The sequence below is a fragment of the Bacillus cereus group sp. BfR-BA-01310 genome (assembly GCF_022664325.1).
GTDB classification, from domain to species: domain Bacteria; phylum Bacillota; class Bacilli; order Bacillales; family Bacillaceae_G; genus Bacillus_A; species Bacillus_A paramycoides.
In genome coordinates this window covers 705,891-719,764 of the sequence record NZ_JAKUHD010000001.1, presented here as the reverse complement: position 1 = coordinate 719,764, position 13,874 = coordinate 705,891, and the positions used below count along the sequence as shown (strand labels likewise).

Genomic DNA, 13,874 nt, shown 5'->3' with positions numbered 1-13,874 from the left:
AAGATGTTAGAGCTAAAAAACGTTTGTAAAAGTTATCAAGATTTCTCAGTGAAAAATATAAGTTTTACATTACCACGTGGATATATTATGGGATTTGTCGGACCGAATGGTGCCGGGAAAAGTACGACGATCAAAATGATTATGAATTTAATTAGAAAAGATAGTGGCGATATAAAAATTTTTGGTAAGGACAATAAGAAAGCTGAAAAGGAAATAAAACAAAATATCGGTTTTGTATATGATGAAAATCATTATTACGAAGATTTAACGTGTGAGCAAATGAAGCGTATTATTGCACCGTTATATAAAAAGTGGGACGAAAATCAGTATCAATCGTATATGCAACGATTACAAGTTCCAAAGTATAAAAAAATTAAAGAGTTATCTAAAGGGATGAAAATGAAATTTGCTATTGCAATCGCGCTTTCACATCATGCGGAATTCATTATTATGGATGAACCAACAGCAGGATTAGATCCAGTTGTTCGAAGTGAATTACTTGATATGTTGCAAGAAATTGTAATGGAAGATGAAGTATCTGTATTATTTTCAACGCACATAACAACAGATTTAGAACGTATTGCAGATTATATTACGTTTATCAATGACGGAGAAATTATATTTACTGGTGAGAAAGATGAATTGATGGAGAACTACGTAATCGTAAAGGGAAGCAATGATTTATTAGATCGAGAAGGAAAAGAACTATTTGTTGGATTACGAAAAAATAAATTTGGTTTCGAAGGTTTAGCGAAGGATAAACAAGCAATTATTGACTGGTTTGGAAAAGAGGTTGTATTAGAAAAGCCTAATTTAGATGATATTATCGTTTACACTGCGCAGGGGAGAGGTGCCTATGCGTCAGCTCATCTATAAAGATTTATTCTTTTTTCGGATAACTTGGTTAGTGAATCTGATTATGCCTCTTGTATTATTTATGTTAGATCCAAGTGGTGAATTGTTATTTTCGATGAGTTGTCTATTTATAACCATTTCTTCCGTTATGACGTTAACCTTTATGGATGAAAGGAATAAAAGTGACATTATTATAAATAGTTTACCGGTAAGTCGAAAGGATATCATAGTTGCCAGATATATTTCCTGTGCAATATTCATTGTAGGTGGCATGCTCTCTACGATGTTAGTTGTTTTTCTTATAAGAGGCATTGTGGTCATTGGTGATATCGGTGCATATCATCCTAATCTATACATTGAAGTTCCATGGTATGAAGTAATAAATGGAGTTGTTTACGCTGTATTTTTGGTTGTCACGTTTTTTCCTAGTTATTATGGTACAAAATCGAAGGTAGTAAGAAGTATAGTATCAGCAGCATCAATAGGAGTGGGGGGAATCCTTTGGATATTTATTAGTGATGGGCTGAATGAAACAGCACCTTCATTCATTGAGTGGATTATGAATCCAGTGCATATTGGTGTATTCATAGTTGGAGGGATTATATTAGCTAGTGTATATATCGCTTCTATGTTTCTAACAATTAAAATTTATGGATCGCGTGATTTATAGAGAGGGGAATTTGCATGAAACAGTTGATTTTGAAGGAGTTTTTCTTACAGAAGAAGATGTTTCCTTTCTATTTTTTAATACCTATTTTATCGATTTTTAGGAATTCTGTAGAACCGATGGGCATTGCAATAGGATTATTTATGACATGTAGTATGATTATATATATTTCTTTTTATTATGAAGAGAAAAGTAAAACAGAAAAAGTATTAGTGAGTTTGCCTATAACGAGAAAAGAGATAGTTATAGCTAAATATATTTCAAGCACATTATTTATTATAGCCGGTTTGAGTACAACTTCTATAGTCGTAATATTAGGAAATATTTTGTTGAACAGAGATATAGTTATTCCTGGATATGCAATGTTTTCAGCAATAGTAGCAACTTTGATTTATTGTGTAGTAATGATACCTACTAATTACATCGGAGGAAATAAAGCTACTACTATCTTGTATGTTATTATGATTTTTCCTTTAATAGGTATGATTGGCCTTATGTGTAATATTTTTGGTGATAAAACAATTATGTTAAAAGTACTGCACTCTGAGGATGCTACACTAGCAATGGGTGTTCTTGGTATCGGCGTGTTAGTAAGTATAGTCATATCAATGTTACTCTCAATGAAAATGTTTCAGGAGGCAGAGCTATAGAAGGGGCATTTTCATATTAGGAGGTGTAATAAATGATCAAGCAATTAGTCTTAAAAGATATGATGTTGCAAAGAAAGTTAGGGTTTGTTTATCTAATATGTTTGTTTTTCCTTGTCATTGTTGATTTTCGAAGTGATAGTTTTCTGATGACATTTAGCATGTTTATACCTGTTCTTGGAATGATGCTGTCAATGAGTTATGAGGATAAAAATAAAAGTGAAATGATAATAAATAGTTTACCGTTGCAGCGTAAAGAGATTGTCATAGCCAAATACATATTTGTAAGTATTTTAGTTACTTTAGGTGGAATTTTCCCATTTACTGTTAGTTTAATACAGTTGCAAAATGAAAATACAACTATATTTATGCTATGGGGAGCGATTCTCGGAGGAATAACAGGTGGTTTTGTTTATAGCATAATTGTGCTTCCAATTGAATTTTCAGTAGGGTATAGCAGTGCAAAACAAATTGCTCCTTTTATCGGAATTGCATTTGGGTATTTAAGTGGACTGATTGTAAGTAACGTATGGTTAGGTGTAGAGAATGCTTGGAGCACAAGTATATTCATAAATATTTGTTTTATAGCTGGACTGTTGCTTTTATATGTCATCTCGATGATACTCTCAATTCATTTGTATAATGAGCGTGATTTGTGAGGAGAGGGGGAGAATAGCGTTGAAGCAACTTATTTTAAAAGATTTCATCGTCCAATGGAAATTTTTAATTTGGTACATACTGTATCCTGTTTTCTTTTATATGGCCTTAACAGATACGGAAAATTTATTCATAATTATGTCAGTAATTTTTACAGTTGGGGCAACAGTAAAAATCTTTGAAGAGGATAGTAAAAATGAGAGTGAAGTTATATTAAATAGTTTGCCAATATTGAGAAAGCAAATTGTGTTTGCGAAATATATAGTAGCAATTATTATTCTTTTCATAAGCATAACGATTGGTTGTTTCACGATGGGGATGAAAAATGGATCCAATGTATTTGAATTTATGGGAATGACAGTGGTTACTAGTATCAGTGTTATTTTAGTATATTTAAGCTTTGTCTTACCGATATCGTTTTGCCTAGGATATAAAAAATCTATTTTTATTACGCTTTTTATACTAATAGCACCGGTTCTTATTTTAGAAATGTTTTTTCAAATTAACATGGAACAAATGCAACTATATAAAAGCATATTGTTCGTTAGTTCAATATGCATGTTCATAGTATCGGTCTTCGTTTCAGTAAAAATATATGAAAAAAGAGAATTTTAAAAGGTGCCTCATAAAAGGCACCTTCTTCAATAACGGCAATACGAGAGCAAAAGTTTATAAAAAGAAACGCTATTCGGCACATCTTTCGGAGTATGTAATATAAAGCTGAAAACGATGATGAGAGCGAGAAATAGGAAAAATAAAAATAGGATATGTTTATGTACAGAATTTTGCATATCATCCACTCCTTTTTTTAGGTAGTATGTCCAAAAGAAAGGAGGGTATGAGAAATTTTAGGAGGGAGAACGATGGGAAAACGAAAATTGTTATTTGGAATAGGGGTAATATTTTTTTTAATTGGCCTCATAGTATCAAATGTTTACTCAGATATACCATCGCCATTTCCTAAATTGCATAAAGGGATTGGTATAAGTGTTGCCATAGTTGGTCTGCTTTGTCTTATCGCATCAAATTTCTATAGAAAATCTAAATAGACATAAAAAAGGACAGTTACTCTTTTTCAGAGGAACTGTCCTTTTTAAATAACTTGTTCCATAGCTTGGCGATACTCCATATAATTACGATTGCAATGGAGGCAATAATTGACCAAGTGATAGATGCAATTTCAAGTGCCATGTTAGGAAGGAACGTAAGAATGGATAATACTTTATGAAACAACCATTCTATTATATGAAAACTTATTTGTAATAGAATGACGGTCCCGAGTGTGATCCATGTTAAGATTTGTTTTCCTTTTTCTTTCCACATGACATTCACCTCACGTTAGCTTAATAGTTTTAAGCCAACAGCGCCGCATAGAATACAGCTTAAGAAGGCAAGACGGCGCCAATCCGCTGATTCACGGAAAATAAGAATACCGAGAAGTGCACTTCCGGCAGTTCCGATTCCAGTCCAAATTGCGTAAGCAGTTCCCATCGGTAACGTGTTCATCGCAAGGGATAAGAAGAAGAAGCTTACGCCGAAGTTAGCGATTAAAATAATTTTTGGTGCCCAGCCTTTCTTTTCAGTGGCTACTTTCATAAAGAGTACACCAATAATTTCGCAAATACCAGCTAGAATTAAAAATACCCAAGCCATTTTATGCAGCCTCCTTCGCTTCTTTTTCTTCTGTTACTCGTTTTAAACCGATTACTCCGAAGAAGATTAAACCGATTAATAATACTTTTACGATAGAGAAAGGTTCTCCGAAAACAAAAATCTCTGTAAGAACGATTCCGCCAGCGCCAATCCCTGTAAAGACTGCGTACACAGTACCGACAGGTAAATCTTTGTAAGCTCTAAATAGTAGTACGAAACTAATTGCGATTAATAAAGCGACACCAGCCCACTCAAGTGGTGCCTCCGCGTGTTTTAGTCCAATCACCCAAAAGATTTCAATAATACCAGCTATGATTACATAAATCCATGCCATATGTTATTTCTCCTTCCTACCAGTCGTTAGGTAAAGGGCTTAAAAACGACGCATTGCAAAGGAGCAATCCGTCAGTTTGAAAGTCCGCGCCAAAATACTTTCCAAGAGGCGTTCAAACGTGTCTCAAAGCGATTTAAACCTGCGTATAATAGTTCGACCATAAGGCCGTCTAGTAAGCATAGATAAGCTTCTAAGGCGTCTTTTACTTCAATGTTATGCAGTTCCCCTTGGTCATTTGCCCGTTTAAATACAGGATATAAAAGTTTTCTAACGTTTTCGATGTGTGTATTCGCCTTATCGATAATTTGTTCGCGAAATGCATCAGGCGGAAAATACGAAGTTCGTAACCAAAACATTGATTCTTCACTTTCACCAAATCGTTTTGCATATCCTTTTAACAAACTTACGAGCAGTTCTTCTGTAGATGACGTTGAAAACTTTTCAATATCGCCTGTGAAGCTCTGTACATCTTTTTGAAGAGCAGCCTCTAAACATGTAAAGTACAACTCCTCTTTTCCTTTAAAGTGTGCGTAAATCGATGGTTTTTTAATCCCAACTTCTTGAGCAATATTTGCTAATGAAGTTCCTTCGTAGCCGTAGCGTGCGAAATGAGAAAGTGCTATAGCTTTAATGCGGTTTGCTGTCATTTTCATCCCCTACCTACCGTTCGTTAGGTTAATTATATGAGATGAAAATTATAAAGTCAATGGGGAAACGTTGAAAAAAAGAGCACTATAGTTAGCACTCTTTTTTTAGACCGTTTTTCGCTCAATTAAATGGAATGAAAGTTCTTCTGAGCTTCCGATAATTTGTTCGTCTTGCATCTGCTTATGGAATAAAGAAAAAGCACGTGATCCCATCGTGAGGCCGGGATGCTCAATAGTTGTAATTTCTAATGCTTTTGAAATTTCATGATTATCGAATCCAAGGATAGCGAGGTCCTCAGGGACGCGAATGCCATGTTTTTTTGCTTCTGTTAATAAACCAGCAGCTACTTGATCATTCGCTGTGAAAATAGCAGTTGGACGATTTGTCATATTTAAAATGCGTTGAAGTATTTTTGCCCCGTCCTGCATCGTATAGCATTGATGAAAAATCCAATCAGGGTGCACTATTTTTCCTTCGTGACGAAGAGTATCGGCGAAAGCTTTTTCACGCTCGATTGAATTAACACTTGTTTTTCTTGCTAAACAAATGCCGATTTTTTCATGACCTTTACTTAGTAAATAGGAAGTACCGAGACGGAACCCTTCATAATGATCTACATAGACAGATGAAATGAGGGGATGTTTCATTTTTTCACATGAAATAATGGGAGCGAATTTTGCGAACGGTTCAATTTGTTCCCATGAACTCGTTCGAGAGCAAATAATCATCCCGTCGAATTGTTTCATTTTCATCATTTCAAGAACGCGAATTTCTTCAATACTATCGTAATTCGTTTGGCACAAATTAATATGATATCCAGCTAATAATGCTTCGTTTCCGATTCCTTCAATAATGGTGCTAAAATACGGGAGATTAATGAAAGGTAGCATAACGCCAATTGTATATGTTTTACCTCTTATTAAATGGACTGCATTAATATTTTTTGCATAGTTCAATTCTTCAACTGCATCTAGAACACGCTTACGTTTTTCTTCTTTTACGTAAGGATGATTATTAAGGACACGGGAAACCGTTGATATGGATACACCAGCAGTTTTTGCAATTTGTTTTATATTGGCCATATGTATCACCTCTTTATTTATTATAAGGGAAAATAATAAGAATGAAAAAATCTTGACCTGAAAAGCTTTTCACAATCTATGTTATAAATATGACTTCCGTTATTCGCGTAACCTTTTTATTTGGGCGTAAGAGTGGCGAGGTCATTTTTGTATGTCCACAAAGAATTTTTGTCAAAATGTGTGAGAATAACTTGGAAAGTTTTCAAAGGAGGAGTTTGATTGTAAAGCGAATATGAAGAGAATATAAACGCTTCGTTCGTTAAGAGAGCGATATGAAAGGGCGGAAACAAATTGAAAAAAGGAATCATTTGTTTCGTGTTTTCTAGTGTATTACTTAGCTCATGTTCATTTCAGCAAACGATGCAAGAAGAAAAAACATTTGTGGGAACAACAGGAGGGGCTATGGATCGTGTTACTGATCCTATGCCGCTAAAGGAGCTTCCGAAATATTTTCCGGCGAAGTTTAAGGTTCCAACGTTTTTACCTTATGACATTACGAGTGATGTGATGGGGGAGGTAAGAACGATGGGAAAGAAGAATGCTGTCGTAACGATTAAATATAAGCAACAAGAGAAAGGAAGGCACGACTATATAGAATTAACAGTGGCAAACTTTTCTTACAGTTTTCCATACCTCGTAGAAGAGAATCGATTTCAAGAACAAATGAGGTTGAATAATGGAGCACCTGCTTATTTTAAAAATAAGGATGATTACGAACGAGGAGACGAATTTGCTACGCTTATATGGAAAAAGAAGGGAATTGAATATCAGCTATTATATCGTAATATAGATGAGAAAGATGAAGATGTGATCAAACAGAATCTACTGTACATTGCGAACAATATGGAATAAAAAAACTAGCTGAATGATACAGCTAGTTTTTTGTATGTTATTTCTTTTTAATTTTGCCTGTCCAAGATTTAAATCCACCTTGTAATTGGTAGAAATCTTTGTAGCCTTGTTTTTTTAAGTATTGTGCTGCACGACCTGTACGGAATCCGCTTTGGCAATATAAATAAACAGGTTGATCTTGGCGAAGTTCTTTGTAGCGAAGGCGAATTTGTGATAATGGAATGTTACGCGCGCCTAAAATATGTCCCGCGTTAAATTCATCCGCTTCGCGAATATCGATAAGCTGTGCTTTACGGTAGCCAGCGCGAAATTCTTCTTCTGAAAGTGTTTTAATTAATTTTTTCTGATAGAAATACATCCATACAGTGTAGCCGATGAATGCTACAATTGCGACCAGTATAATAATCAAGTTTGTTGACACGATTCTATCGCTCCCTTTTTTCTTATCCTACTTTCAATATTATAATGACCATATGTATTTATGCAACAGATTCATTTGTATATAAGAAGAAATTTCGTATTCTTTCACAAATTTTGTCGAATTTGGTAGACTAGAGAATGTGAAAAATAATTGGTTATATGAGGTGCAGGATGGGAAAAGAAAAATGGTGTTATATTAACTCTGGTCAATGTTCACCGGCATTTAATATGGCGTTAGATGAATGTTTATTAAATTGGCAAAGTGAAAAGAAAATGCCACCAACAATTCGTTTTTATGAATGGGAAGTACCAACATTAACAGTTGGGTATTTCCAGCGTGTTGAAAAAGATATAAATATGGATGTAGTTAACGAAAAGAAATATGGATTCGTTCGTCGTCAAACAGGCGGCAGGGGTGTACTACATGACAAAGAATTAACGTACAGTGTTATTGTGTCTGAAGATCATCCGAATATGCCAAAAACAGTTACAGAAGCATATCGCGTTATTTCGCAAGGCTTATTAGACGGGTTTAAGGCATTAGGATTAGAAGCGTATTATGCAGTTCCGAAAACAGAAGCGGATCGTGAAAATTTGAAAAATCCGCGTTCAGGAGTATGTTTTGATGCACCGTCTTGGTATGAAATTGTAGTTGAAGGAAGAAAAATCGCAGGTAGTGCTCAAACACGTCAAAAAGGTGTTATCTTACAACACGGTTCTATTCCGTTAGAAATTGATTTAGATGAGTTATACGACCTATTTTTATTCCCAAATGAGCGAGTGAAAGAGCGCATGAAGAACATGTTTTCTTCTAAAGCGGTAGCGATTAACGAATTAACAGATCGTACATTTACGATTGACCAGTTAATTAAAGCGTTTGAAGCTGGATTTGAAAAAGGATTAGATGTAGAGCTTGTACCGTATGAACTAACAGAAGAACAACTTCATGAAGTTCAAACTTTAGCAAAAGAGAAGTACGAAAGTAATGATTGGAATTATAAAAAATAAGGAGATGGCGACCGCCATCTCCTTATTTTTATAGTAAATTAAGTACTTTTTCTACTTTGATTCCTTTATCTTGTAAAGAACGAAGGCGGTTTACAACGTCCATAATTTCTTTGTCGAATGTAACGCTAATACCTTGGTTTTGTAGTTCTTCTTTTAATCCTTCAATAGAATCATCTATGTCGATGCCAAGCTCGTAATCTTGACAAACTTCAATTGTCTTTTTCACGAGTTTCACATAATTTTCTTGTAGTTTTGAATTTGTTTCAGTCAAAGCAGGTTGCTTCGGTTTTGCAGGAGTAACCGGCGCTGTCTCTTGCTTTGTAACTGGAGTAGATACTACTTTTTTCACAGGTGCTGGAGTAGATAGTTCTACAGCCGCTTCTACACTTACTGGCTTCGGTGTTGGTACCGGAGTAGGTTTAGGTTCTGCAGCAGGTGTTTCTACACGCATAACAGGCTTTGGAGCAGGTGTAACTGCTTTTGGAGCTTCTACAACCACTTCTTTTTTCGGAGTAGCTTCTACAACTGTTTCTTCTTGCTCAGCAGCTTCTTTATTTTCTTTGCTCCACATAACGCGTTCAATTTCTAGAGAAACATTGTTTTTGTTCATCGCTGTTAATGTAACTTTACCAACTTCAGCGTTCCCAGTGAAATCAACAATTTTATAAATGACACTCTTGTTCCAATCCACGTTTCCGCTCAAAAATAATTCTTCGTTACATTTCGGCGTTAAGCCCTCGATTTTAATTTCTGCGTTTACACCGTTTTCACTATATACCATAATTAGCGAAGCATTTACATCTTCGTCTGCTAACATTAGTTCACGTACCATTTTGCCGGTGCGTACTTGCGTTTTCTTCTTAACTGACATCAAATTTCTCCTCTCAAAAATTCAGTAATAATAAAAAAATCGTATAACGAAAAATAATTGCTCACGAAGATTTATGATACCGATAATAAAAGCATCACGTCAACAATTAACTTTAATTATTTTGCATTTTTCTTATTTTCTTTATGAAATTTTTCAATTTGTAAAATTAGACAGAAGAAAAACAGCCTGTTGAAGGGCTGTTAAAACGTGGAAAACTTTAGTGTGTGTTTATTTTTCATTGCTTTTCATAACTAACGAGAGAAGGTAATTATGAAACCATTTATGCCAAAGCTCGTTTGTTTTGAACCAGGAACATCACCATTTGAAGAACGCATTGAGGCTGCTCGTAAAGTAGCAGGGGCTGGTTATCCAATTAGCTTTATTGTTGCACCAATTTATATGCATGAAGGGTGGAAAGAAGGATACCGTGAATTGTTTGAACGATTATACAATGCGTTGAAAGATATGAAGATACCAAATTTAACGTTCGAATTAATTCAACATCGCTATACTAAACCGGCAAAAAAAGTCATTCAAGAGCGTTTTACAAATACGAAGCTTGAAATGGATGAAGAGAAGCGGAAATATAAAGGCGGACGATACGGTATTGGGAAATATGTATATAAAAAAGATGATGCAGAAGTATTGGAAGGAACAATAAGAGGCTATATATGAATATTTTCCTGATGCAGAAATTCAATATTTTACATATGGGAAATCTGTATTCTTTTTTGTTTTACGTATTTAGGCTCGTTTCCACCTTGTCACGTTATTCTTTCTGGTGTATCATTTTATTGATTGCTTCGTACGGAATAAGCAAAATGAAATTGGATGGAGGAAACCGATGCCTACCCCTAGTATGGAAGATTATATTGAACAAATTTATTTGTTGATTGATGAAAAGGGTTATGCCCGCGTATCTGATATTGCTGAAGCGCTTAGTGTACATCCATCCTCTGTAACAAAAATGGTACAAAAATTAGACAAAGACGAATATCTAATTTATGAAAAATATAGAGGGCTTGTATTAACATCAAAAGGTAAAAAAATCGGAGAACGTCTCGTATATCGTCATGAATTGTTAGAGCAGTTTATGCGTATTATCGGTGTGGATGAAAGTAAAATTTATAATGATGTAGAAGGAATTGAACATCATTTAAGTTGGGAAGCAATCGATCGCATCGGTGATTTAGTGCAATACTTCGAACAAGAAGAAGTTCGAGTTGAGACACTTCGTGGTGTTCAAAAAGCAAATGAAGAGAAAAGTAATTAAGGGGAACGTGTGGCGTTTCCTTTTTTATTTAAATCGAAAAGGGCGGGAAAATAATGAAAGCAATTATTTTTGATTTTGATGGATTAATTGTGGACACTGAAACAATATGGTTTCACTCTTTCAGAGATGCTGTTCGTGAATACGGTGGAGAGTTACCCTTAGAAGAATTTGCAAAATGTATTGGAACGACAGATGAAGTGCTTTATGCATATTTAAAAGAGCAATTAAAAGAAAAATTTAACGAGCATGCATTAAAGGAAAAAGTAACAACTTTACATAAAGAGAAAATGAAAATACCAAAAGCACGTGACGGGGTAAAAGAATATTTAGAAGAAGCGAGAGAACTTGGGTTAAAAATCGCATTAGCCTCTAGTTCCTCTAAAGAGTGGGTTGTTCGTTTTTTAGAAGAGCTACAGATTAGAGAGTATTTTGAAGTGATTAAAACGAGAGAAGATGTCGAGAAGGTAAAACCAGATCCAGCTCTTTATAGGATTGCGATAGAAGAATTAGGAATTGAACTGTCAGAAGCTGTTGTATTTGAAGATTCATTAAATGGATTGAAAGCAGCGATTGCAGCCGGATTAAAATGTGTCATCGTGCCTAATGATGTGACAAGAAATTTACAATTTGAAAACCATCACCTTCGTATTGAAAGTATGAAAGAAAAAAGTTTGAAAGAAGTGCTGCAACATATAAAGTGAAACTTTAATCAGTGGGGGGCTCATCCCCACTGATTATAAGCCACACTAATCGTGAAAAAAAGACCGTATTTCCTAAAAGGAAGCACGGTCTTTCTTTTTGTTTTTTTTACCTTCAATGACAGTTAAATGAGATTGTTTTCTTTTTCGTTTCAACGATGAAGAATTACCCTTTTTCCCCTTGTCATCAGAAGCATTCCGTTTCAAGAAAGAATTGCTTAGGGGTGCTACATTTTGTTTCCCGTGTTTGCGGTTCGATTGTTTTGCAGCACGCTTATATGAGCTTTGCGAATTTGCAGAACCACTAGAATTTGTAAACATTTTGTAGAGTAAGTAAAAGATACCGACGACAGCCAACATGATACCAATGTTTTTTAACACTCCCATTGGATCTGTAATAACAGATGAAACAAGGCCGAATATTGCTAATCCGATAATAAGTACAAATATAGCGAATGTAAACGAACGACCGTTCATAAGGGACACCTCCTAAAAACATATATTAAAATTAGTATATTAACGATGAGGAAAGGAGTTGAACACCATTTTTAAATAATTATTGTTTGTTTTCTAAACGTAATAATTCTTCAAACGATGCGATTGCAACTTCCGCTTGATCATCTGTTGGTTCTTTCGTTGTTAATAGTTGCAGCCATAATCCGGGATATCCAAGTACTCGTAAAACAGGAATATCTCGTAATCGATTGGTAAATTGTAATACTTCAAAAGAAATGCCGAGAACAACTGGAATTAATAAAATTCGGTTTACTACCCTGGCCCAAAGCGGATCTGTAGGGACGAGGAAATAGACAAACATTCCAATAATGACCGTAAATATAATAAAGCTACTGCCACAGCGATAATGGAGGCGAGTTTGCTTTTGAACATTTTCTACAGTCAGTGGAAGGTTATTCTCATAAGCATTGATTACTTTATGTTCTGCACCGTGGTACTGAAATACCCGCTTAATAAGTGGGGTTAAAGAAATAAAGTATATATAGCTCAATAATAGCATGAGCTTAATGACACTTTCGACAATGATTTGCCCCGTATGAGATGGGAAAATCGGTCTCGTTAATTCAGCTAAAAGTGCAGGAACTGCTGTGAAAATTACTTTACCGAATATGAACGATAAAACGCCAACTGCTGCAACTCCTAATACCATCGTTAATTTTGATTGTTCTTCTTTTTTATTTGCAAATTGTTCATCATCTTCTGGGTGGACATCAAATCGTTCTGAAGCAAAGTTTAAATGTTTCGCTCCATTCGCACTTGCATCCACAATAGCGGCAATACCTCGTAAAAATGGAATTTTCTTTAGTATAGATAATGCTTTATTACGAACGCGTGGTAAACGATAAAATTCAATCGATTTATCTTTACGACGAACCGCTGTAACAGTATATTCTCTACCGCCAAACATAACTCCTTCTATGACTGCCTGTCCGCCATATATTTGTTTTGACTCTTCTGCCATGTTAACACCAACCTGTATTTGTTTCTCTCTTATGTAGAAAAAGAGGCAATTGTCGTACTTGGTTCTGTCAGTTTGAAATAAGACAATCACCGAGTTTCCTTTATTTTATCGACAAATACAAGCGGATGACAAGAGGAAATGTTACGAGAGTCGGACATTTCTTATTCTTTTTATAGACAAATTTTGCAGGATTTAAACATGCTTCAAAATAGTTTCGGGCATACTATTGAGCGGAGGTGTCAATGTGAATCAAGAACAATCAACAATAAGGAATTTTGTACAGATTGGTTTATTTGGTGGCTTATTTTGGGGAGGTATATGGTATTTCCTTCATATATTTTCATTTACAGAAGCTGGCCCTAACTATTTACTTTTACCGTTTGCATTTGGGAATTGGAAAGAAGGGGTTTGGGGGAATGTGCTAGGTATCGTTTGTATGGGGCTCCTTTCAATTTTAGTGGCATTTCTCTATAAAGCTCTTTTTAAAAAGTTTGAAGGAGTATTACCTGGCATACTATACGGTTTATTTTGGTGGGCGTTATTATTTTTGGGGATTGGGCTAATGGCACCCGTTATTAAAAGTGCACTTCATTTACCGAAAGGAACAATTGTAACGACAGTATGTATCTTTATATTATATGGTGTTTTTATTTCGTATTCTGTATCATTCGAATCGAATAATACAAATAGAGGAGAAGGGCTCGAGAAGACAAACTATTCAAATAAGTGATT

20 protein-coding genes and 1 pseudogene are annotated in these 13,874 nt (G+C 35.0%); 12 read left to right on the top strand and 9 right to left on the bottom strand.

Annotated elements, in window-relative coordinates:
* Window positions 1-3 precede the first annotated feature (3 nt).
* From MR109_RS03760 to MR109_RS03735, 6 genes are all read left to right on the top strand, one after another.
* Window positions 4-876 (top strand): ABC transporter ATP-binding protein, encoded by an 873-nt coding sequence (locus MR109_RS03760; RefSeq protein WP_242271102.1) that lies wholly within the window; start codon window positions 4-6, stop codon window positions 874-876.
* Complete coding sequence (locus MR109_RS03755) at window positions 857-1,525, top strand: ABC-2 transporter permease (protein WP_242271101.1); 669 nt, start codon at window positions 857-859, stop codon at window positions 1,523-1,525. The genes MR109_RS03760 and MR109_RS03755 overlap by 20 nt, the downstream gene beginning before the upstream one ends.
* A 14-nt stretch (window positions 1,526-1,539) precedes the next feature.
* A complete protein-coding gene (locus MR109_RS03750; protein ID WP_242271099.1) occupies window positions 1,540-2,172 on the top strand; it encodes an ABC-2 transporter permease in 633 nt (210 codons plus the stop codon).
* A 32-nt stretch (window positions 2,173-2,204) separates the two neighbouring features.
* Window positions 2,205-2,828 (top strand): ABC-2 transporter permease, encoded by a 624-nt coding sequence (locus tag MR109_RS03745; RefSeq protein WP_098789582.1) that lies wholly within the window; start codon window positions 2,205-2,207, stop codon window positions 2,826-2,828.
* The gene (locus MR109_RS03740) at window positions 2,812-3,441 is read left to right on the top strand and encodes an ABC-2 transporter permease (protein ID WP_141548738.1); all 630 of its coding nucleotides are present in this window, start codon (window positions 2,812-2,814) and stop codon (window positions 3,439-3,441) included. Before MR109_RS03745 ends, MR109_RS03740 begins: the two co-directional genes overlap by 17 nt.
* Window positions 3,442-3,689: 248 nt before the next feature.
* Complete coding sequence (locus MR109_RS03735) at window positions 3,690-3,875, top strand: hypothetical protein (protein ID WP_242271097.1); 186 nt, start codon at window positions 3,690-3,692, stop codon at window positions 3,873-3,875.
* A gap of 16 nt (window positions 3,876-3,891) precedes the next feature.
* On the opposite strand, the gene MR109_RS03730 is transcribed toward MR109_RS03735, so the two are convergent.
* The 5 genes from MR109_RS03730 to MR109_RS03710 all read right to left on the bottom strand — a co-directional run bounded on the left by MR109_RS03730 (window position 3,892) and on the right by MR109_RS03710 (window position 6,543).
* The gene (locus MR109_RS03730) at window positions 3,892-4,149 is read right to left on the bottom strand and encodes a DUF3975 family protein (protein ID WP_071718639.1); all 258 of its coding nucleotides are present in this window, start codon (window positions 4,147-4,149) and stop codon (window positions 3,892-3,894) included.
* A 15-nt stretch (window positions 4,150-4,164) separates the two neighbouring features.
* Entirely contained in the window at window positions 4,165-4,479 is a 315-nt protein-coding gene (locus MR109_RS03725) for a DMT family transporter (RefSeq protein ID WP_071718640.1), read from the bottom strand.
* Between the two features lies 1 nt (window position 4,480).
* Window positions 4,481-4,813, bottom strand: coding sequence for a DMT family transporter (locus MR109_RS03720; protein ID WP_071718641.1), 333 nt, complete (start codon window positions 4,811-4,813; stop codon window positions 4,481-4,483).
* A 71-nt stretch (window positions 4,814-4,884) separates the two neighbouring features.
* Window positions 4,885-5,466, bottom strand: a complete 582-nt coding sequence (locus MR109_RS03715) for a TetR/AcrR family transcriptional regulator (protein WP_141548737.1) — start codon at window positions 5,464-5,466, stop codon at window positions 4,885-4,887.
* Between the two features lie 99 nt (window positions 5,467-5,565).
* A complete protein-coding gene (locus tag MR109_RS03710; protein ID WP_098303838.1) occupies window positions 5,566-6,543 on the bottom strand; it encodes a LacI family DNA-binding transcriptional regulator in 978 nt (325 codons plus the stop codon).
* A 315-nt stretch (window positions 6,544-6,858) separates the two neighbouring features.
* On the opposite strand from MR109_RS03710, the gene MR109_RS03705 reads away from it, so the two are divergent.
* Window positions 6,859-7,395 (top strand): DNA polymerase III subunit delta, encoded by a 537-nt coding sequence (locus tag MR109_RS03705; protein WP_242271216.1) that lies wholly within the window; start codon window positions 6,859-6,861, stop codon window positions 7,393-7,395.
* Between the two features lie 37 nt (window positions 7,396-7,432).
* On the opposite strand, the gene MR109_RS03700 is transcribed toward MR109_RS03705, so the two are convergent.
* Window positions 7,433-7,816, bottom strand: a complete 384-nt coding sequence (locus MR109_RS03700; RefSeq protein WP_025150053.1) for a rhodanese-like domain-containing protein — start codon at window positions 7,814-7,816, stop codon at window positions 7,433-7,435.
* A gap of 170 nt (window positions 7,817-7,986) precedes the next feature.
* Between MR109_RS03700 and MR109_RS03695 the strand changes: the two genes are divergently transcribed.
* Window positions 7,987-8,823: a lipoate--protein ligase family protein gene (locus MR109_RS03695; RefSeq protein WP_242271095.1), complete on the top strand. Its 837-nt coding sequence runs from the start codon at window positions 7,987-7,989 to the stop codon at window positions 8,821-8,823.
* A 28-nt stretch (window positions 8,824-8,851) separates the two neighbouring features.
* Here the strand turns inward: MR109_RS03695 and MR109_RS03690 are convergent, their stop codons facing one another.
* The gene (locus MR109_RS03690; RefSeq protein WP_025150055.1) at window positions 8,852-9,694 is read right to left on the bottom strand and encodes a hypothetical protein; all 843 of its coding nucleotides are present in this window, start codon (window positions 9,692-9,694) and stop codon (window positions 8,852-8,854) included.
* Window positions 9,695-9,994: 300 nt separating this feature from the next.
* Between MR109_RS03690 and MR109_RS03685 the strand changes: the two are divergent.
* The 3 genes and pseudogenes from MR109_RS03685 to MR109_RS03675 all read left to right on the top strand — a co-directional run.
* A pseudogene (locus tag MR109_RS03685) lies at window positions 9,995-10,442 on the top strand (spore photoproduct lyase family protein); the annotation flags it as partial.
* 96 nt (window positions 10,443-10,538) lie between these two features.
* Window positions 10,539-10,967, top strand: coding sequence for a transcriptional regulator MntR (mntR, locus tag MR109_RS03680; protein WP_002173426.1), 429 nt, complete (start codon window positions 10,539-10,541; stop codon window positions 10,965-10,967).
* 53 nt (window positions 10,968-11,020) lie between these two features.
* The gene (locus MR109_RS03675; protein ID WP_002173425.1) at window positions 11,021-11,668 is read left to right on the top strand and encodes an HAD family hydrolase; all 648 of its coding nucleotides are present in this window, start codon (window positions 11,021-11,023) and stop codon (window positions 11,666-11,668) included.
* 72 nt (window positions 11,669-11,740) lie between these two features.
* Here the strand turns inward: MR109_RS03675 and MR109_RS03670 are convergent, their stop codons facing one another.
* Entirely contained in the window at window positions 11,741-12,142 is a 402-nt protein-coding gene (locus MR109_RS03670; protein ID WP_002173424.1) for an SA1362 family protein, read from the bottom strand.
* A 79-nt stretch (window positions 12,143-12,221) separates the two neighbouring features.
* Entirely contained in the window at window positions 12,222-13,142 is a 921-nt protein-coding gene (locus MR109_RS03665) for a DUF1385 domain-containing protein (RefSeq protein WP_002173423.1), read from the bottom strand.
* Window positions 13,143-13,386: 244 nt separating this feature from the next.
* Between MR109_RS03665 and MR109_RS03660 the strand changes: the two genes are divergently transcribed.
* Entirely contained in the window at window positions 13,387-13,872 is a 486-nt protein-coding gene (locus MR109_RS03660) for a YqhR family membrane protein (RefSeq protein ID WP_242271094.1), read from the top strand.
* The last annotated feature ends 2 nt before the right edge of the window (window positions 13,873-13,874 follow it).

Coding starts and splice junctions, on each gene's coding strand:
- MR109_RS03760 (WP_242271102.1), top strand. CDS start 4: ATGTTAGAGCTAAAAAACGTTTGTAAAAGTTATCAAGATTTCTCAGTG.
- MR109_RS03755 (WP_242271101.1), top strand. CDS start 857: ATGCGTCAGCTCATCTATAAAGATTTATTCTTTTTTCGGATAACTTGG.
- MR109_RS03750 (WP_242271099.1), top strand. CDS start 1,540: ATGAAACAGTTGATTTTGAAGGAGTTTTTCTTACAGAAGAAGATGTTT.
- MR109_RS03745 (WP_098789582.1), top strand. CDS start 2,205: ATGATCAAGCAATTAGTCTTAAAAGATATGATGTTGCAAAGAAAGTTA.
- MR109_RS03740 (WP_141548738.1), top strand. CDS start 2,812: ATGAGCGTGATTTGTGAGGAGAGGGGGAGAATAGCGTTGAAGCAACTT.
- MR109_RS03735 (WP_242271097.1), top strand. CDS start 3,690: ATGGGAAAACGAAAATTGTTATTTGGAATAGGGGTAATATTTTTTTTA.
- MR109_RS03730 (WP_071718639.1), bottom strand. CDS start 4,149: ATGTGGAAAGAAAAAGGAAAACAAATCTTAACATGGATCACACTCGGG.
- MR109_RS03725 (WP_071718640.1), bottom strand. CDS start 4,479: ATGGCTTGGGTATTTTTAATTCTAGCTGGTATTTGCGAAATTATTGGT.
- MR109_RS03720 (WP_071718641.1), bottom strand. CDS start 4,813: ATGGCATGGATTTATGTAATCATAGCTGGTATTATTGAAATCTTTTGG.
- MR109_RS03715 (WP_141548737.1), bottom strand. CDS start 5,466: ATGAAAATGACAGCAAACCGCATTAAAGCTATAGCACTTTCTCATTTC.
- MR109_RS03710 (WP_098303838.1), bottom strand. CDS start 6,543: ATGGCCAATATAAAACAAATTGCAAAAACTGCTGGTGTATCCATATCA.
- MR109_RS03695 (WP_242271095.1), top strand. CDS start 7,987: ATGGGAAAAGAAAAATGGTGTTATATTAACTCTGGTCAATGTTCACCG.
- MR109_RS03690 (WP_025150055.1), bottom strand. CDS start 9,694: ATGTCAGTTAAGAAGAAAACGCAAGTACGCACCGGCAAAATGGTACGT.
- mntR (WP_002173426.1), top strand. CDS start 10,539: ATGCCTACCCCTAGTATGGAAGATTATATTGAACAAATTTATTTGTTG.
- MR109_RS03675 (WP_002173425.1), top strand. CDS start 11,021: ATGAAAGCAATTATTTTTGATTTTGATGGATTAATTGTGGACACTGAA.
- MR109_RS03670 (WP_002173424.1), bottom strand. CDS start 12,142: ATGAACGGTCGTTCGTTTACATTCGCTATATTTGTACTTATTATCGGA.
- MR109_RS03665 (WP_002173423.1), bottom strand. CDS start 13,142: ATGGCAGAAGAGTCAAAACAAATATATGGCGGACAGGCAGTCATAGAA.